The sequence below is a fragment of the Streptomyces rhizosphaerihabitans genome (assembly GCF_025399795.1).
Taxonomy (GTDB): domain Bacteria; phylum Actinomycetota; class Actinomycetes; order Streptomycetales; family Streptomycetaceae; genus Streptomyces; species Streptomyces rhizosphaerihabitans.
In genome coordinates, this window is the sequence record NZ_JAODTZ010000033.1 from 20,065 (window position 1) to 37,878 (window position 17,814).

Below are 17,814 nucleotides of genomic sequence, written 5' to 3' on the forward strand. Positions count from 1 at the left end.
CTGCGCTCGCTCGTTGTTTCTGACATTGGAAACGCTACGTTGCTTTCCATTGCCAGGCAACGTAGTCGTTGCGCAGAATTAGCATCCATGCAGGTGAAAGCCTATAAATTGTTGCAACGGCCTTAGGGGTAACGCAACAACCGGCACTCCGATCATTGCAATGGATGAGGAGTGAACGCTATAGTGAGGGGGTCAGGGACCGCCGCGAGGGATCACCGAGGAGACCGCGATGCCGGGAGGCAGACTCACCCAGCAGGAACGCCAGCAGATCGCGCTGGGACTGGCCGACAGCCTCCCCTACGCCGAGATCGCCCGAAGCCTCGACCGTCCGACCTCGACGATCACGCGTGAGGTGATGCGCAACGGCGGCCCCACCGCCTACCGCGCCGACCTGGCCCACCGCGCCACCGAACGCCGCGCCCACCGGCGCAAGGCCGCCCCCTCCCGGGGGCCGGAGTCGGCCCCCCAGCCGCACGGACGCGACGCCGAGGCCGTGGCCGAGTACGAGGAGACGTTCACCACCGTCCTCATGGCCTCGGGCCTGCCCAAGATGACGGCCCGGGTGCTGACCTGCCTGTTCACCGCCGACGCGGGCAGCCTCACCGCGTCCCAGCTCGCCCAGCGTCTCCAGGTCAGCCCGGCGTCCATCTCCAAGGCCATCACGTTCCTGGAGAGCCAGAGCCTTGTCCGCCGAGAACGCGACGAGGGCCGCCGCGACCGCTACGTCGTCGACGACGAACTCTTCTACCAGGCCACGATCGCCAGCGCCCGGGCCAACGACGAACTCGTCAAGACCGCACGGCAGGGCGTCGCCGTCCTCGGCCGTGACACCCCCGCCGCCACCCGCCTGGAGAACATCGCCCGCTTCCTCGACTTCATCAGCGAGAGCATCACCCGCGCCGCCGAACAGGCCCGCGAGGTCCTCCACACCAGACCCGGACCGGCCTCGAACGACGCCGCCCAGCCGGGTCCGGACCACGGACAGCCGGCCGTCTGAGTCGCCGAAGCCCCCGCCCGGCCGGTGACCGCGGGCGGGCCCGCGCCCCCGCACCGCCCGCTGCCGCCGGACACGGGCGGTGCCGGTCCCCCGGCGACCGCCCCGGCGAAGGGATGCCGAAGGACGGGGACGTACCGCCGCACGCTCCCCAGCTTCATGTGCCTCCGCCGATCAGGACGGCAGCACACCCGACAGCAGTACACCCAACGGCAGCACACCCGGCTCAAGGCCGCCGCTGCGGACGGAAAGGACGACACACATGGCACCCGGGACGGCTGCGCAAACCGCGGACCCGGCTCACGCGCGTATCCCCGGCACCGCGTCCGGGGGCACGGTCATCCTGCTCAACGGCACATCCAGCTCCGGCAAGACCAGCATCGCCCGGGCACTGCTCGACCTCCTCGACGGAACGTGGTTCCACATGCCGGTGGACGCCTTCCACGCCATGCGCGGCGGGCGCGGCGGGCGCGAGATGTCCGACGAGGACCTCCAGGCCGAGATCGACCGCACGGCCAAGGGATTCCACCGCGCCGTCGCCGGCATGGCCGCAGGCGGCAACAACCTCGTCGTCGACCACCCGCTCAGCCGCCGCTGGCGACTGCTGGACCTCCTCGACCTGCTCGTCCCCGAAGACACCGTCCTGGTCGGGGTCCGCTGCCCGCTGCCCGAGCTGGAGCGCCGCGAACTCGAACGCGGCGACCGACAGCCCGGACTGGCCGCCCTGCAGTACAGCCAGGTCCACTCCCACGGGCTGCATGACCTGGACGTCGACACCAGCCTCAGCTCTGCGGAGGACTGCGCCCAGCACATCCGTGACTTCCTGTCGGACCGGCCGCGCCCCACCGCCTTCGACACGCTCCGCCGGACACTGCGCCAGCCCAAATGATCCGCCCTCGGCGGCCTGCGGAAATCGGCTGCCGGATGGCCGACTGCTGTGTGGCGCCACTGACATCGGGACACAGTGAGCGCTGTGCACCGTGCGCTGTGCGAGCCCCAGGCACAGAGGATCTGCCAGGAAACGCACCCTCGCAGGCCGCCCCGGGTAGTCGGTCCCAGCCCGGCGGGAGCGTTCGGGGCGCGCCGGCGGCCGCCCGGCGGTCACGACCGCGGGTGCGGCTGTCCGGTCAGCAGGAAGAGGACGTCGCGGCAGAACTTGTCGAACGACGGCGCGCCGGAACGGGCCGCGTCGAGGTCGAAACACGTGGCGAAGGACGGCTGGTGAGCGGTCTCCTGGTACGTCGCGCCGCGTGGCATGTGCCGGGAAATCCACTCCTTGGCACCGCGGATCGTCTCGGGGGCAGACGGGGGTGCCAGGTCGGCGGGCAGGCCGGCGCGTCCCGCGAGGCCGGCTGCGCCAGCCAGGAACCACGCCTCGAACTCCCTGACGGCGACGACCGCCACAAACGGCACATGCGCGTGGCTGGTCCGTGCGTGGCCGCGGAGTCGCTGTGCCAGCTCCACCGGGCAGTCGTCGTCCGCGTCGAGCAGGGCCACGACGCCCGTGGGGGTGGGGGTGCGTGCGGTGACGACGGTGAGGGCGGTTGCGAGCGGGTCACGCTTGAGCATCCGGTCCCGGGGGATACGGTGCGGGCGCTGGATGTCGGCGTAGGCGCCGGGCAGGAGATGCGGGACGAGCCGCTGGAGCAACCCGTGCAAGGCTCGCTCTTCGCCGTGTCCTTCCACGATCGGCGCGATCACAGGGTAGGAAGTGCTCACCGGTCCTCCCCCGCCCCTGGTTGCGGCAGCACAGGGCGCAGCTCTCCACTGCGCAGGAGTTCGGGCAGGGTCAGCACGCCCTCGCCCAGGAGCCGTCGCCCGGCCTGATCGATCGGGCCGATCACGCTGCCGGTGCCGTCGTCGCGGACGACCAGCAGATGCTCCGGGTCGGCGGCCGCGTTGTCCAACAGGTCGGCGCTTTGCGTGGTCACCACGACCTGGGTGTTGTCCGCGGCGGCTACCAGGGCGTCGTACAGTGCGCCGAGCATCGGGGGGTGCAAAGAGATTTCGGGCTCCTCGATCCCGACGAAGGGGATGTCGCCGGTGAGGGCCTCGGGCTGGAAGAGCGCAGCGAGGACCGCGGCGAGGCGCAGCGTCCCCTCGGACAGTGACCGGCGGTCGACCTTCACGATCTGTCCGTCTTCGCCGCGGAAGCGGCCGACGACCAGGGCCAGATCCGCTTCGGGCACCTCCACCCCGTCCAGCCCGACAGCATTGTCGATCATGGTGGCGAGGTAGCCGTCGATGGTCTCCTTGGCCCAGGGATACTCACGGGCCAAGGCATGGAGCACGCGCGCCAGAGACTCGCCGCGCTCGCCGAGCGGCTGGACCCCTCGGCTGCCGGGCGTGTCGTCAACGGCGCGCAGCACCGGAGTGAGCAGTTCGTAAAAACGCATGCGCCGCAGGTACCGGTACAGCGCCCGGGTCTCCCGGTTGCTCCGCGTGGTGCGAGGCAGGACGAGCTCGTCCCGCGCCTCCCGAGGCAACAACACCGGCTCGAGCGCGGCCTCCTCGGGCTGCCACACCAGTCGGGGGCCGGACCCGTCGGCGTAACTGTGGCCGTCGATCTCCTCCAGCTCTTCGCGCCGCACCACGGGCGAGTGGCCCCCCTGCGGGTGGGTACCCACTTCCACTGTGTAGGCGGCCTTGAGCATGTGTGGCAAATGCGTCCGCTCCGGCCGCAGCCGGATCTCCAGGCGGATACGGAAGGAGTCCGCCTGACCTGAACGGCCCCGGTGAAGAACCTCCTGCAGGCCGCCCCGTGACTCCAGGGCCTGGCCCGGCGATGAGCCCAAGGCGTCGTGGATGTAGCGGATCGCGTCGAGGAAGTTCGACTTTCCTGCCGCGTTGGGGCCGGCCAGGACCGTCAGCGGGCCAAGACGTACGTCGCAGGCGGCGATGGAGCGGTAGTTCTGGATCTGTACACGGGTGAGGAACGGGGGTGCCCCGTCGCGGGCGGACGTCATGACGTGCCGTACAGGGTGAGAGCGCCAAGGACAGCGGCCCGCCCTGCGGCTGCGCCGAACGGCGGGCAGACTGCGGCGGACAGCATCACCTGACGCAGGTGCGGCCGGACTTCGTCGCCGTTCCGCACGCCGGCGGCCGACCGTGCGGGACTCACCGGCTCCGCGTACGCGCTGCTCACCGAAATCTCCGTTCTCCCTACGTCATCCAGCCTCGCCCGCTCGCCTGTCCCCCGCCGCGGGCACGTCACTGTGTCCAGCAACAGCCCGCGGGCGCAGGGTGGCCAGCTCATCGAACAGACCGCCACAGTACCCAGGTCGGCGGCCCACTCCGGCGCAACCGCCGTCAGCGGCTGGGGGCGGGATCAGAACTGGGTGCGAGGTTCATGGCAGGCCCCGCCTTCGAGTGCGGCGGCTTCCCGGCGAATTGGAATCGTGGCAGTCGGGTGCGATGGCGTCCGTTGCGACCGCTGGAGGCGCGGTGGCGGCTGCGGCCTCGGCGGATCGCGTGCCGGGCAGTACCGGTTCCGCGCGATACCTGCCATACCGGCCGACAGCGAGAAAGGACGTACGCCAACTCAGTTCTGCGGCACGGTTGTTGAATCGATGGCCTGGTGACCGGATGGTCTGGTGACTCCGTCCGGCCATGGCGCAGGTGAGGGAGGGAGGTGGGCCGATGGGCCGTCGATGTCGCCTGTACCCGGCGGCTGACGGGTACGACCTTGACGCCGCCCGCCGCCCGCTCTGGCGTCCGGCGGGCTCCGCCTGCCGTGAAGCCTGCTGAGGCGCGGGCTTATACGGCTGTGCGGGCGCGGGCGGGCCGCACTCGGCAGAGTCCAGGCGCTGCGTGAATCCCGCGACCTGGCGCAGGGCGGGCTGTCCGCACGGCGACGTCATCGCCGTGGCCTGGGCCCCCGCCGGCCGTCTGAGCGCGGCCGTCCCGCGAGCGCGTCGAAGCAGCGACGGCCGACCGGCGGCATCGGGCCACGAAGACCGGGCCCCCTCGGAAGCCCCGGCGTCGCCGCCACCCGCAAATCATTCGCGCAGCCCGTGGGCCGAGGAGGATCCTCAGGTCCCGGCAGCGCGAGCGGCCGGCCCGCCGACCCGGAAGGGGCATGCCGTGACCCGCGGCCTTGTACGGAAACTGCTGCTGCGGCATCGCGCCCGGGCCGACGTTCGCCGCGTCCCGGCACACCTGCGCGACGACCGCCTGCCCGTCCGGCCGACCGCACAGCAACTGCGCGACGCCACAGCCGCCGTCGAGTCCCGGCATCACCGCAGCGCCGATGAACTGGCCGCTCTGCTGCTCGCCGCCGACCGCGACGGTGACCCCGGACTGGTTGCCGGAACCGGACAGCTCCTGCTGCGGGCGCACCCCCGTGTGTGGCTCATGCTCGATGTGGCGGCACGCCGTGTGTGGTGGCGGGCTCCGCGCTGGTCGGCGGTCGCGGTGCGGCGCCTGTCGCTCGGCGAGTCCTCCCCGCTGGGGCTCACGCTCGCCGCGTTCCATCCCGACGGCCATGTCCGTGAGGCCGCCGTCGCCCAACTGGCCGAACTGGCCGACACCCTGGCGGTGCCCGCGCTGGCGCTGCGGGCCTGCGACTGGGTGCCGCAGGTCCGTGACCGTGCCCGGCCGGCGCTCGAACACCGCCTCGCCGAGCCCTCCACCGCGATGCTGGTCGCGGCGCTCGCCCTGGCCCTGGGGGAACGGCGTGAAGGCCGCTGGCTGGCCGGCCGCATCGAAACCGTGTTCCGGGAAGGTCCGGCCGAGTTGCTGAGCGCCGCCCTTGCCGTCCCCGACCGGCGCACCCGCCGCACCGCACACCTGACCGCGCTCGGCGCCGGCCGGCTCGACCTGGCGCAGATGCTCCACGCCGCCGAACACGACGACGACCTGCCGACCCGGGTCCGGTGCGCCGAAGCCGCGGTGAAGACCGCGGCCGCGGCCAAAACCTTCGGCCTCGTCCGTCCCCTGCTGTCCAGCGGCACCGCGGTGGTCCGCGCGGAGGCGGTCCAGCTGCTGGCCCGAGAAGGCGACATCACCCCCGCCGTCGCCGCGCTCGCCGACCTCAGCCCGACCGTGCGGGCGGTCGCTCAGGCCGCGCTGCGCCACGCCGGCTCCGACCCGGCGGAACAGTACCGGCGCCTCGTCACGACATCGCTCCCCGAGCCGGGAGCCATCGCCGGCCTCGGTGAGACCGGGACCGCTGACGACGCCGGCCTCATCCCTTCCTGGCTCGATCACCCGCAGCCCCGCGGCCGGGCAGCGGCCGTGCGCGCGCTGCGCCGCCTGGGCGCGGCCGACCCGGACACCCTCTCCGCCATGCTCAGCGACCCGTCCGGCGCGGTTACCCGGCAGGTCACCATCGCGCTGCGCCCCTGGGCGTCCCGCCTCGATCTGGCGCGCCTGCGGGAACTGCTCACCGCGAGCAACCCGCATCACATCCGCACGGCCGCCTACCGGTTGCTGCACGAACGGGACACCTGGACCCGGCTGCTCATCGACCTCGAACTCGTCACCGACCCATCACCCTCGATGCGAGGCCGCGCCCGTAGCGACATCGCGGTCTGGCTCACCCGCGAAGCCGCCACCATGTACGCGATGCCACAGGGCCCTACCGCCGACGCGCTCACCAGACACCTGGACAACGCCCAGGACGCACTCGGCCCGGACCAGGTGCGCCTGCTGCGCTTTCACCTCGGGCTCAAACTCCCGTCAACCGCGTGAGTCCGGCTCCGTGAAGCAGGCGTGCTCATGCGCGCAGGCAGTGGCGTAGGGGAGCCGGCATGTTCCGGGCTCGGCCCTGCGCAGTTCGAACGACCCGGTGCGCTCGGTGGACGCACCGGAGGTCGGGTCGGTGAACGCCCCTCGGCACGAGGGGCGTTGCCTCTGTTCCGGGAGCGTGCCCGCGGTCGGCGTACTACTCGGCCGGTTCGACGCCCGCGCGCAGCAGGCCGTAGGTGTAGGCGTCCTCCAGGGCCTGCCAGGAGGCGCCGATGACGTTCTCGGCGACGCCGACGGTGGACCATTCGCCGTCGCCGTCCGCCGTGGAGATCAGTACACGGGTCGTGGACTTCGTGCCGTGCTTGCTCTCCAGGATGCGGCCCTTGTAGTCGACCAGCTGCAGCTTGGCGAGCTGCGGGTAGATCTGCTCCAGGGCGACCCGCAGGGCGCGGTCGAAGGCGTTGACGGGGCCGTTGCCCTCGGCGGTGGCGACGATGCGCTCGCCCTTGGCCCACAGTTTCACGGTGACCTCGTTGGCGTGGGTGCCGTCGGGGAGGTCCTCGACGATGGCCCGCCAGGACTCGACGCGGAAGTAGCGGCGGGCCCGGCCCTCGGCCTCCTCGCGCAGCAGGAGTTCGAAGGAGGCGTCGGCGGCCTCGTAGGTGTAGCCCTGCAGTTCGCGTTCCTTGACGCGCTCGACGACCCGGCCGACCAGTTCGCGGTCGCCGCCCAGGTCGATGCCGAGTTCCTTGCCCTTGAGCTCGATGGAGGCACGGCCGGCCATGTCGGAGACGAGCATCCGCATGGTGTTGCCGACCTGCTCGGGGTCGATGTGCTGGTAGAGGTCGGGGTCGACCTTGATCGCGGAGGCGTGCAGGCCCGCCTTGTGGGCGAACGCCGAGACACCCACGTAGGGCTGGTGGGTGGAGGGGGGCAGGTTCACGACCTGGGCGATGGCGTGCGAGATCCGGGTCATCTCGCGGAGCTTGCCCTCGGGAAGGACCTTCTTGCCGTACTTGAGCTCCAGGGCGGCGACGACGGGAAAGAGGTTGGAGTTGCCGACGCGTTCGCCGTAGCCGTTGGCGGTGCACTGGACGTGGGTGGCGCCCGCGTCGACGGCGGCCAGGGTGTTGGCGACGGCGCAGCCGGTGTCGTCCTGGGCGTGGATGCCGAGCCGGGCGCCGGTGTCGGTAAGGACGGTGTGCACGATCGGCTGGACCTGGGCGGGCAGCATGCCGCCGTTGGTGTCGCACAGGACGACGACGGAGGCGCCGGCCTCGTGCGCGGTCCGCACCACGGATGTCGCGTAGTCGGGGTTGGCGCGGTAGCCGTCGAAGAAGTGCTCGCAGTCGACGAAGACGCGGCGGCCCTGGGCGACCAGGTGGGAGACGGTGTCGCGGACCATCTCCAGGTTCTCCTCCAGGGTGGTGCGCAGGGCGAGTTCGACATGCCGGTCGTGCGCCTTGGCGACCAGCGTGATCACCGGGGCGCCGGACCTCAGCAGGGCCTGCACCTGCAGGTCCTCGCCCGCCCGCCCGCCCGCGCGCCGCGTCGAGCCGAAGGCGACCAGCTGGGCGTGCTTGAAGTCGGTCTCCTGCTGGGCGCGGGCGAAGAACTCGGTGTCGCGGGGGTTGGCGCCGGGCCAGCCGCCCTCGATGAAGCCCACCCCGAAGTCGTCCAGGTGCCGGGCGATGGTCAGCTTGTCCGCCACGGTGAGGCTGATGCCCTCGCGCTGCGCGCCGTCGCGCAGCGTCGTGTCGAAGACGTGGAAGGCGTCGTCGAGTCCGCCGGTGGGCTTGCCGGTGTGTCTGCTCGGGCCGCTGCTCATGCTGGCCTCCTGTAAGGGATCTCGGTCTACCGGTATGACCTGCTCCACCGTCCATCTAGACCCCTCGCGCTCGATTCCCGGCTGAGGACCGGCCGAGAAGCAGGAACACCCTGGTGGGTGCGGGAGGGTCCGGGCGCGAGGGCCGGGCGGGTGCGGCTGCGGGCGCGAGGGTCGGGCGGGGGTTGGGGTGGCGGGCGGGGGTGGGAAGGGCTGCGGTGAGGGTGGCCGGGGCCCTGCGGGCCGGGGTGGCCGCCGCGGCGGCGGGTGGTGGGGCGGCCGTGTCCGCGAAGGGGCGGCGTGTGGCTTGCCCCGCGGTCACTGGGGCTGGTTGCCGTGCTTGCGGGAGGGCTGGTCCACGTACTTGGTGCGCAGCACGGCGAGCGCGTCGATCAGTCTGACGCGGGTCTCGGCGGGGTCGATGACGTCGTCCACCAGGCCGCGTTCGGCGGCGTAGTAGGGGTGCATGAGCTGGTCCCGGTACTCCTTGATGTGCTGCTCGCGGGCGGCCTCGGGATCGGCGGCGGCCGCGATCTCGCGGCGGAAGACGACGCCGGCGGCGCCCTCGGCGCCCATCACTGCGATCTCGTTGCCGGGCCAGGCCAGTGACAGGTCCGAGCCGATGGAGCGCGAGTCCATGACGATGTACGCGCCGCCGTAGGCCTTGCGCAGGATCAGCTGGATGCGGGGAACCGTCGCGTTGCAGTACGCGTAGAGGAGTTTCGCGCCGTGCCGGATGATGCCGCCGTGTTCCTGGCCGACGCCGGGCAGGAATCCCGGCACGTCCACCAGTGTCACGAGCGGGATGTTGAAGGAGTCGCACATCTGCACGAAGCGGGCCGCCTTCTGGCTGCCCTTGGCGTCGAGGACCCCGGCGAGCGTGGCGGGCTGGTTGGCGACGATGCCGACGACCTGGCCGTCCAGGCGGGCCAGGGCGCACACCACGTTGGGCGCCCATGCCTCGTGGACCTCGAAGAAGTCGCCGGCGTCGGCGAACTCCTCGATGACCCCGCGCACGTCGTAGGCGCGTTTCTCGTCGGAGGGCACCAGGTCGGTCATGGCCGGGGTGAGCCGGTCGGGCCGGTCGGCACAGGGCTGCGACGGCGGCAGTTCACGGTTGTTGGAGGGCAGGAAGGACAGCAGGTAGCGGACGTCGGCGAGGCAGCTCTCCTCGTCGTCGTAGGCGAACTGGGCGACTCCGGAGAGACGGGTGTGGGTGTCGGCGCCGCCCAGTTCGTCGTGGCTGATCCGCTCTCCGGTGACGGCCTGCACCACGTCGGGTCCGGTGATGAACATCTGCGAGGTGCCGCGCACCATGAACACGAAGTCGGTCAGTGCCGGGGAGTAGGCCGCGCCGCCCGCGCAGGGGCCCATCATGACGCTGATCTGCGGGATGACCCCGGAGTTGCGGACGTTGCGCTGGAAGATCCCGCCGTATCCGGCGAGTGCGGTCACGCCTTCCTGGATGCGCGCGCCGGCGCCGTCGCACAGGCCCACGATCGGGGCGCCGGCCGTGGCGGCCATGTCCATGATCTTGTGGATCTTCTCGGCGTGCGCCTCGCCGAGGGAGCCTCCGAAGATCCTGAAGTCGTGGGCGTACGCGAAGACGGTGCGTCCGAACACCCGGCCCCAGCCGGTGACCACGCCGTCGGTGTAGGGGCGCTTGTCCTCCAGGCCGAAGCCGCTCGCCCGGTGTCTGCGCAGTCCTTCGACCTCGGTGAACCGGCCGTCGTCGAAGAGGAGTCGGAGCCGTTCGCGGGCTGTGAGTTTGCCCTTGGCGTGCTGTGCTGCGGTGGCCTTGTCGCTGGGTCCTCGGCGCATGGCGTCACGTATGGCCTCGAGTTCGGCGACCGTGCCGCGCCGCTGCCCGACCGGTGTGTCGTCCAGGGCGGTCATGGGGTCTCCTTCCGGCCGTCGTGGTGAACCGTCCGTCGTGGTGAACCGGCGGCCAGTTTTCGCCATGCCGCTCGAAGCCGGTTGGAGTGCTGGACGACGATGCCTGCACCCCGCGCCGCTCTCCACCGCCGCTCGAGCGTCCGTCGAGTGCGGGGTGGGATGTTCGGGGCCGTGAACTCCGATCACGCAGGGCCATGAGCCCTCGCGGAGCGCCGCGCCGCCCGCCGGCGTCCCCACCATCCCCCGAGGGCACCGGCGGGCCCCTGCGTGCCCGCCGCCGGTCCGGCCGGTGTGTCCGGCTGCCGCTGCAGCCGTCCGGCGCCTGTCCGCGGGGCAGGTCCGGGGGCCGTGCGACCCGGGTGTGTGCCGGCAGCCGCCGCATCGGCAACCGCCGGGAGGACTGGGCCGGGTCGGCATCGGAGGGAAGCAGCTTCTGGCCTGCTGCTTCCGGGGCCGAGTCCTTCCAGACGGTACTGGCGCAGCACGGTGCCATAAATGGCTCAAAAGTGGTGCCATATGTGTGCCACTATGGAGCCACGGAAACGGAGCGCCGCCGGGTACGGCGTACCACGCAAAAGGAGCCCCCGCCATGTCCGTCACCCTCACCGACCAGGACAAGCTCACCCTGCGCAACGCCGCCTACGGCGCCGTCTCGCTGATGGCCGCCGCCGCCGGCGCCGACTCGCCCCACAAGGTGGCCACCCAGGGCAGCATCGCCCTGCACTCCGCGACCGGCCTGGTCGGGCACGTACTCTCCGAGAAGTCCTCGGTCGGGGACCTGGGCGGCAAGTCGACCGCCGAACTCGCCGACCGCGTCCTGCCCGCCCTGACGGAAGCCATGGAGCTGCTCAAGAAGCAGGCGCCGGAAGAGGCCGACAACTTCCGCGGCACCGTCCTCGTCGCCGTCGAGACCGCCGCCCAGGCCCGCAAGGGCGGGACGAGCCCCACCCTGACCGAGATGACCCGCAAGATCACCGAGGCCCTCGACGCCGCCTGACGGACGAGAGCGGGACCGTCCCGAGACGCCCGCCTGAGCCGCCCGTCCCGCTCGACGACCCGGCCCAGTCGGAGAGTTCTTCTCCGACTGGGCCGGAGGCCTTTCCCGCCCCCGTGACCGTGGCCCCGCAGCCCGGCCCGGCAGCCCTGGAGGACGGTGCGAACCAGCTTCCGGGATGCGGTTGTTGTCGCGGCCCGCCCTCGGCCTGACGCATGCCGCACCCCGCGGATCGACGCCGACCACCTGGTTTCCTTGCGGGGTGCCCCGGCCTTCGGGCCGGGGGTGAATGCGAGCCCTGCGGAGCGGGGCAGGGGTAGAGGAATCGTCGTCAGGGCGATTCGTCGTCGCCCTGACGGCGTCGAGGGCGGTGCAGGATCTCGGCGTTGAGGGGCCGTCGGCCGCCGGTCGGCGGCCGCTTGAGCGGTGCGCCGGGCGTGGAGTTCCTTGGGGGATGCGAAGCGTGAATTTGAGCATTCCGCTGTTATGGCGTTATTGAGCCATTACCGTGACGGAATGTCACGTTTCCGTATGTACCCGACGTCGCAGCAGGAGCGGCAGATGTTGCTGCACTGCGCGCACGCCCGGTACGTGTGGAACCTGGCGGTCGAGCAGCATGCGCACTGGCGCAGGTGGCGCAGGCCGGCGCCCGGTTTCGCCGTGCAGTGCCAGCAGCTCACCGAGGCCCGGCGCGCCAACGAGTGGCTCGGCAGCGGGAACGCGGACGTGCAGCAGCAGGCGCTGAAGGATTTCGCTAAGGCCAAGAGCGCCCGCTTCACCTCCGGGTTCGGTGAGCCGACCTGGCGTAAGAAGTACCGGCACGAGGGATTCCGCGTCATCGGCACCGACCGGGTGGCGGAATTGGCCGAGGACGGCTCGCCGAAGCTCAACGCGAAGACCGGCAGGCAGGTCATGGGCCGGTCCGTGGTGGTGCACCAGCTCAACCGCCGGTGGGCTCAGGTCAAGGTGCCCGGCTGCGGCTGGGTCCGTTTCCGGCTCACCCGGACCGCCCTGCCCGCCGCGAAGACGTTCCGTGTCACCTTGCGCAACGGCCGCTGGCACATCGCCTTCGCGGTCGTCCCCGCACCGGTCGCCGCGCCCGGCACCGGCGAGGTCATCGGCATCGACCGGGGCGTGAAAATCACGGCCGCCCTCTCCGACGGGCAAAAGCTGAACTGCCCGCAGCTCACCGTGAAGGAACGCGCGCAGGTCCGTAAACACCAGCGACGTGCCGCACGCGCCCCCAAGGCAAGCGAGCGGAAGACCGCCGCGTACGCCAAGGTGGCCCAGCTCAAAGCGCGTGAGGCCGACCGGCGCAAGGACTGGTGCGAGAAGACCAGCACAATGCTCGCCCGCACCTACCGCCTGGTCCGGTTCGAAAAGCTGAACATCAAGAACATGACCCGCTCGGCCGGCGGAACCACCGAGCAGCCCGGCAAGCAGGTCAGGCAGAAAGCCGGGCTGAACCGGGCGATCCTGGCGCAGGGCTGGGGCCTGCTGCGCCAACGCACCGAACATAAGGCCCCCGGCCGGGTCGAAGACGTCCCCGCCCCCTACACCAGTCTGCGATGCAGCGCCTGCGGATGGATCGACAAGAACTCGCGCAAGAGCCAAGCCGAGTTCGTCTGCTCCTTGTGCGGCTTCACCTGCAACGCGGACACCAACGCAGCAACCAACATCGCGGCAGGACAGGGCGGGATACCCCGCCCCCGGCAATCAGCCGGTGCCGGAGGGACGACACCGCCCAAACAGCGGTCGAGCGTCCGTGAACCCCAACCCACCTCGGTTGGAATCCCCCTCATTTAAGAGGGGGAGGATGTCAACGGGAAGCACTCCGGTCCCGGCTCGCCACCCGGGCTGCGGGCCTCTCACGCAGACCAGGACCGAGTGGTGGATGTGCTGCGCATCGCGGCGGGGGACGGCCTGCTGGGCGCGGAGGAGCTGGACGAGCGCCTGGAAGCCGCCCTGTCGGCGCGGCTCCTGAGCGAACTGGCCACGCTCACCGCCGACCTGCCGCCCGTATCGGCCACCGTCGGCGCGCCCGGGGCACAGGTCAAGGACATGGTCCGGATCGAAGGGGTCCACAGCGGTGCGATCGAGCGCACCGGGCGCTGGGTGGTACCGCGCAGGCTGGAGCTCGCGGTGACGTACTGCGAGGTGACCCTCGACTTCACCGACGCGGTGATCACGCACGACACCCTGCGGATCGACGTGGGCATGACAGGCAAGACCCTGACGCTGGTCACGAGGCCGGACATCGTGGTCGATACCGATGGTCTGCAGCTGGTGCACAGCAGGCTCACGTACCGTCAGACTCCGACGAGTCCTGATACACCGCTCACTCTGCGCGTGGAGCTGGCCGGCCAGAAGGCCCACGGCCGTGTGGTGGTGCGGCCCCCGCGCCGGACGTTCGGGCAGTGGCTGCTGCGCAGGCCCACGTCCCTTTCCACCGACGCTTGACTCCATCGTCGCGAACAAATCGGCGGGGCGGTCGCCGAGGTCTCCTGAACCGGGCGGCGCCCGGACATCGCGGGTGCGGCCGCTGCCGGAATGAGCCTGTCGGCTCGGCAGCCGGCACCCGCCGAGACGGCGAAAGCCTTTGCGCGGGCCGCCGTCCGGATGGTGGGCTGGCGCGGTGATCGACCACGATGAGGCGGGGGCCGTCCGGCCGTTGGCCCTGGCTTGGGTGAACCGGCATCTGGAAGCGGGCGAACGGATCGTCGAAGCCGAGACGCTGCACGGCGGCATCACCTCCGAAATGCGGCGGCTGACCGTCGGCACGCGGGACGCGGGCACCCGTGACCTGGTGCTGCGGACCTTCGTCGACCCGTTCTTCGTGGAGCACGCCGAGGGCCTGCTGAACCGCGAGGCCGGTGTCCTCACCCTGCTCGCGGGGACCGGCGTGCCGGCTCCCGGACCGGTCGCGGTTGATCCGACCGGCGCGCAGTGCGAGTATCCCTCGCTCCTGATGACACATCTGGCGGGCCGGACGCTCCTCGGTGACGAGGGAGTGGAGGCGCGCGTCCCCCTGCTGGCCCGTCAGCTCGTGGCGATCCACGCGTTACGACCCGCCGAGCGGCCCCGGGAGTACGAGGCGTGGACGACCGCCGACGCCGTCGTCCCTCCAAGCGGTGCCGACGCGGCGGCATGGGCCGCGGCGGCCGACGTGATCCGCAGGCCCGCGCCGCCCTATGAGGGGCGGTTCCTGCACCGGGACTTCCACCCCGGCAACGTGCTGTTCGACGTGCTGCCCGCAAGCCCGGCAGGTCTTCGGATCACCGGGGTCGTCGACTGGGTGGAGACCTCCTGGGGCCCGGCCGACCTCGATGTGGCGCACTGCTCCACCAATCTCGCGCTGCTGCACGGCCCGGCGTGGGGGCTGCGGTTCGCCGAGGCGTACGAGGAGGCCGGCGGGGTGCTGGCCCCGGCCGCGAGCGAGCGGTTGTACTGGCGGCTGCTGGACGGGCTGGCGTTCGCGGCGGGTGCGCAGCGGGTGGCGCGGCCGTGGCGGGAGGCGGGGAGGGCGGAGCTGACGACGCGGGCCGTGGAGGAGCGGCTGGATGCCTACGTCACCGCCCTGATGGACGCGCTGGGCTGAGCCGGGGCGACTCCGGGGCTCGGGTACGGCGGTGAGCGTCGGGCCCGGCCGTCACGCCGGGCGGCGGAGCCGATCGCGCACCGGCACCGGGGTGCCCCGAGTACGGACCGGGTACGGACCGGTTCCCGGCCGGCTGCTCTGCGACGCCCCCGAATCGAACGGCGATACCGCTCGCCGTCACCGCTCGCCGTGACCGCTCGCCGTGACCGCTCCTCGTGATCGCTGCCAGAGGCCGCCGGGCAGCGTCAGGGCCAGTGCGTCCTGTCCCGCGTCCTGTCCCGCCGGCGGGACAGGGCAAGTCCGGCGGCGGTGTACCCCTCCCGGCACCGAGGTGTCTTGAACCGCGCCCGCACGTGCATGAACGTGGAGCTGATGCGGCGACGCAACAGGCGCGGCGGACACAGCGGAGCGAGGGGGAACGACGTGGGACACACCGCCATGGACACGGATGTGGTGATCGCGGGCGCCGGGCCCACGGGCCTGATGCTCGCCTGCGAACTGCGGCTGGCGGGCGTCGACGTGGTGGTGGCCGAGCGGCTCGCGCAGCGCTCCGGCGAGTCGCGGGCCGGCGGGATCCACTCCCGCACCCTGGAAGTGCTCGACCAGCGCGGAATCCTGGACCGCTTCCTGGCGGAGGGCGAACTGCAGCCGGTGGGCCACTTCTCCGGCCTCTATCTCGACTTCGACGAGTCCGAGTCCCGGCACCCCTACCCGCTGATGATCCTGCAGTCCGCCATCGAGCGGCTGCTGGAGGAGCGGGCCGCCGAACTCGGCGTGCGGGTGCGCCGGTCGTGCGAGGTGAGCGGGATCCGCCAGGACGGGACCGGCGTGACGGTCGAACTGCGCACGGCAGAACAGACGGAACAGACAGAACAGATGGCGCAGGCGGAACAGACGGCACCCGCGACGCTGCGCGCCCGCTACCTCGTGGGCTGCGACGGCGGACGCAGCATCGTGCGCAAGCTGGCGGGCATCGGCTTCCCCGGCACCGCGGCGACGATGACCGCGCTGATCGGCGACGTCGAACTCCCCGATCTGCCCGAGGACTACGTCTGGATACGGCGCACCGCGGCCGGCGACTACTCGGCGATCGCCTTCGAGCCGGGCTGGCACCGGGTGATCACATCCGAGTTCGACCGCGTCGCCGGCCGCGACGAGCCCGTGACGTTCGAGCAGCTGAGGCAGTCGCTGGTCAGGGTCGCGGGCACCGACTTCGGCATGCGCAACCCCCGGTGGATCTCCCGGTTCAACGACGCCGCACGGCAGGCCTCCCGGTACCGGCAGGGCCGGGTGCTGCTCGCGGGCGACGCGGCGCACATCCACTTCCCGGCCGGCGGACAGGGCCTGAACATGGGGGTGCAGGACGCGGTCAACCTCGGCTGGAAACTCGCCTCCGTGGTCCGCGGCCAGGCGCCCGGGAGCCTGCTCGACACCTACCACACCGAACGCCACCCGGTCGGGGAGCGCGTGCTGCACAACACCCGGGCGCAGTCGGCGCTGATCCGCCCCGGCCCCCAGACGGACGCGCTGCGCGAGGTGTTCGGCGCGCTCATGGTGTTCGACGACGTGAACCGGCGGCTGCGCCACATGCTGACCGCACTCGACATCCGGTATCCGTCCGACGGCGACCACCCGCTGGAGGGCCGCCGGGTTCCCGACGCCGACCTCAAGGCGCCCGACGGCGTCACCCGCGTCCACGAGCTGCTGCACGCCGCCCGGCCCGTGCTGCTCGACCTGTGCGGCAGCGCCGAGGTGGCGGCCGTCGCCGGGGGCTGGGCCGGCCGCGTCGACCTCATCGAGGCGCGCAGCGAGGACGAGTACTGGCCGGTGCCGGCGATCGGCGAGATCTCCGCTCCCGCCGCGCTCCTCATCCGCCCCGACGGCCACGTCGGCTGGGCGGCCGACACCGTCGGCGCGCCGGACGTCTCCGCGCTGCGGACCGCTCTGACCACCTGGTGCGGACCGGCCCCGCAGGGATGAGGCACCGCCCGGAACGAACGGCCGGCCGGCCGGGACCGGTCGTGCGCCACAGACGAAAGGACACCGACACAGTGAACAGCACATGGTTCCGACGCTTCACCACGGCCGCGGGCGACGGGCCGCGGCTCGTGTGCTTCCCGCACGCGGGGGGCTCCGCGACGGCGTTCAAGGACCTGGCGCGCGCGCTGCCCGCGGACTTCGACGTGGTGTGCGTGCAGTACCCGGGACGCCAGGACCGTTACAACGAAGCGCCGTTCACGGACCTGACCGCGCTCGTGGAGGCGGTGGCCGGTGAGCTGGCCCGCGAGCTGGCCGCGGACCGGGGGCGGCCGTACGCCCTGTTCGGCCACAGCATGGGCGCACTCGTCGCGTTCGAGACGGCCCGGCTGCTCGCGCGGGGCGAACTGCCGGGCCCGCAGCGGCTGTTCCTCTCCGGCCGGGGCGGTCCGGACACCGGCGGCATCCCGTACCACCTGTACGACGACGACGATGTGCTGGCCGATGTGCGCAGGCTGGGCGGTACCGAACAGGCCATGCTCGAGGACCCCGACATCCTGGATCTGGTGCTGCCGGCGCTGCGCGCCGACTACCGGGCCCTTGGCACGTACAGCTGGCGCGGTGGCGAGCCGCTCGCCGCGGCGGTGACCGTCCTGACCGGGGACAGCGACCCGATGATGACGGTCCAGGACGCTCAGACGTGGCGGGCGCACACCACCGGCGACTTCGCCGTGGAGGTCTTCCCCGGCGGCCATTTCTACCTCTTCGACCAGCTCGAGCGCGTCGCCGCGGCCGTCACCGAGGGGCTGCTCACCGAGGCCGCCGCTTCCTGAACAGCCGGC

Annotated in this window: 13 protein-coding genes; 9 read left to right on the forward strand and 4 right to left on the reverse strand. The window is 71.7% G+C overall.

Features of this window, described 5'->3' with window-relative positions; genetic code table 11:
- Window positions 1-229: 229 nt before the first annotated feature.
- Both N4G66_RS45990 and N4G66_RS28460 read left to right on the forward strand, forming a co-directional pair.
- A complete protein-coding gene (locus tag N4G66_RS45990) occupies window positions 230-997 on the forward strand; it encodes a helix-turn-helix domain-containing protein (protein WP_391858894.1) in 768 nt (255 codons plus the stop codon).
- A gap of 259 nt (window positions 998-1,256) precedes the next feature.
- Window positions 1,257-1,883 (forward strand): chloramphenicol phosphotransferase CPT family protein, encoded by a 627-nt coding sequence (locus N4G66_RS28460; protein ID WP_261707093.1) that lies wholly within the window; start codon window positions 1,257-1,259, stop codon window positions 1,881-1,883.
- Window positions 1,884-2,095: 212 nt separating this feature from the next.
- Here the strand turns inward: N4G66_RS28460 and N4G66_RS28465 are convergent, their stop codons facing one another.
- A complete protein-coding gene (locus N4G66_RS28465; RefSeq protein ID WP_261707094.1) occupies window positions 2,096-2,713 on the reverse strand; it encodes a DUF4276 family protein in 618 nt (205 codons plus the stop codon).
- A complete protein-coding gene (locus N4G66_RS28470; RefSeq protein WP_261707095.1) occupies window positions 2,710-3,960 on the reverse strand; it encodes an AAA family ATPase in 1,251 nt (416 codons plus the stop codon). Before N4G66_RS28470 ends, N4G66_RS28465 begins: the two co-directional genes overlap by 4 nt.
- Window positions 3,961-5,077: 1,117 nt before the next feature.
- On the opposite strand from N4G66_RS28470, the gene N4G66_RS28475 reads away from it, so the two are divergent.
- Window positions 5,078-6,685: a hypothetical protein gene (locus N4G66_RS28475; protein WP_261707096.1), complete on the forward strand. Its 1,608-nt coding sequence runs from the start codon at window positions 5,078-5,080 to the stop codon at window positions 6,683-6,685.
- Window positions 6,686-6,878: 193 nt separating this feature from the next.
- Here N4G66_RS28475 and cimA read toward each other — a convergent pair whose 3' ends face one another.
- Together cimA and N4G66_RS28485 are read right to left on the reverse strand one after the other, a co-directional pair.
- On the reverse strand, window positions 6,879-8,510 hold the full coding sequence (gene cimA / locus N4G66_RS28480) for a citramalate synthase (protein ID WP_261707097.1): 1,632 nt from the start codon (window positions 8,508-8,510) through the stop codon (window positions 6,879-6,881).
- 315 nt (window positions 8,511-8,825) lie between these two features.
- The gene (locus N4G66_RS28485) at window positions 8,826-10,403 is read right to left on the reverse strand and encodes an acyl-CoA carboxylase subunit beta (protein WP_261707098.1); all 1,578 of its coding nucleotides are present in this window, start codon (window positions 10,401-10,403) and stop codon (window positions 8,826-8,828) included.
- Between the two features lie 589 nt (window positions 10,404-10,992).
- On the opposite strand from N4G66_RS28485, the gene N4G66_RS28490 reads away from it, so the two are divergent.
- The 6 genes from N4G66_RS28490 to N4G66_RS28515 all read left to right on the forward strand — a co-directional run bounded on the left by N4G66_RS28490 (window position 10,993) and on the right by N4G66_RS28515 (window position 17,805).
- Window positions 10,993-11,400 carry a hypothetical protein gene (locus N4G66_RS28490; RefSeq protein WP_261707099.1) on the forward strand — a complete coding sequence of 136 codons (408 nt, stop codon included), beginning with the start codon at window positions 10,993-10,995 and terminating at the stop codon, window positions 11,398-11,400.
- 513 nt (window positions 11,401-11,913) lie between these two features.
- Window positions 11,914-13,203, forward strand: coding sequence for an RNA-guided endonuclease InsQ/TnpB family protein (locus N4G66_RS28495; RefSeq protein ID WP_261707100.1), 1,290 nt, complete (start codon window positions 11,914-11,916; stop codon window positions 13,201-13,203).
- A gap of 51 nt (window positions 13,204-13,254) precedes the next feature.
- Window positions 13,255-13,857, forward strand: a complete 603-nt coding sequence (locus tag N4G66_RS28500) for a DUF1707 SHOCT-like domain-containing protein (RefSeq protein WP_261707140.1) — start codon at window positions 13,255-13,257, stop codon at window positions 13,855-13,857.
- 175 nt (window positions 13,858-14,032) lie between these two features.
- Window positions 14,033-14,995: a phosphotransferase family protein gene (locus N4G66_RS28505; protein ID WP_261707101.1), complete on the forward strand. Its 963-nt coding sequence runs from the start codon at window positions 14,033-14,035 to the stop codon at window positions 14,993-14,995.
- A gap of 438 nt (window positions 14,996-15,433) precedes the next feature.
- Window positions 15,434-16,975, forward strand: coding sequence for an FAD-dependent monooxygenase (locus tag N4G66_RS28510; protein WP_391858895.1), 1,542 nt, complete (start codon window positions 15,434-15,436; stop codon window positions 16,973-16,975).
- A 71-nt stretch (window positions 16,976-17,046) separates the two neighbouring features.
- On the forward strand, window positions 17,047-17,805 hold the full coding sequence (locus N4G66_RS28515) for a thioesterase II family protein (RefSeq protein WP_261707103.1): 759 nt from the start codon (window positions 17,047-17,049) through the stop codon (window positions 17,803-17,805).
- Window positions 17,806-17,814 lie beyond the last annotated feature (9 nt).

What these genes read in the sequence shown, in the direction of transcription:
- N4G66_RS28490 (WP_261707099.1), top strand. Translation starts at nt 10,993, where the DNA reads ATGTCCGTCACCCTCACCGACCAGGACAAGCTCACCCTGCGCAACGCC.
- N4G66_RS28470 (WP_261707095.1), bottom strand. Translation starts at nt 3,960, where the DNA reads ATGACGTCCGCCCGCGACGGGGCACCCCCGTTCCTCACCCGTGTACAG.
- N4G66_RS28485 (WP_261707098.1), bottom strand. Translation starts at nt 10,403, where the DNA reads ATGACCGCCCTGGACGACACACCGGTCGGGCAGCGGCGCGGCACGGTC.
- cimA (WP_261707097.1), bottom strand. Translation starts at nt 8,510, where the DNA reads ATGAGCAGCGGCCCGAGCAGACACACCGGCAAGCCCACCGGCGGACTC.
- N4G66_RS28510 (WP_391858895.1), top strand. Translation starts at nt 15,434, where the DNA reads ATGGACACGGATGTGGTGATCGCGGGCGCCGGGCCCACGGGCCTGATG.
- N4G66_RS28460 (WP_261707093.1), top strand. Translation starts at nt 1,257, where the DNA reads ATGGCACCCGGGACGGCTGCGCAAACCGCGGACCCGGCTCACGCGCGT.
- N4G66_RS28495 (WP_261707100.1), top strand. Translation starts at nt 11,914, where the DNA reads ATGTCACGTTTCCGTATGTACCCGACGTCGCAGCAGGAGCGGCAGATG.
- N4G66_RS45990 (WP_391858894.1), top strand. Translation starts at nt 230, where the DNA reads ATGCCGGGAGGCAGACTCACCCAGCAGGAACGCCAGCAGATCGCGCTG.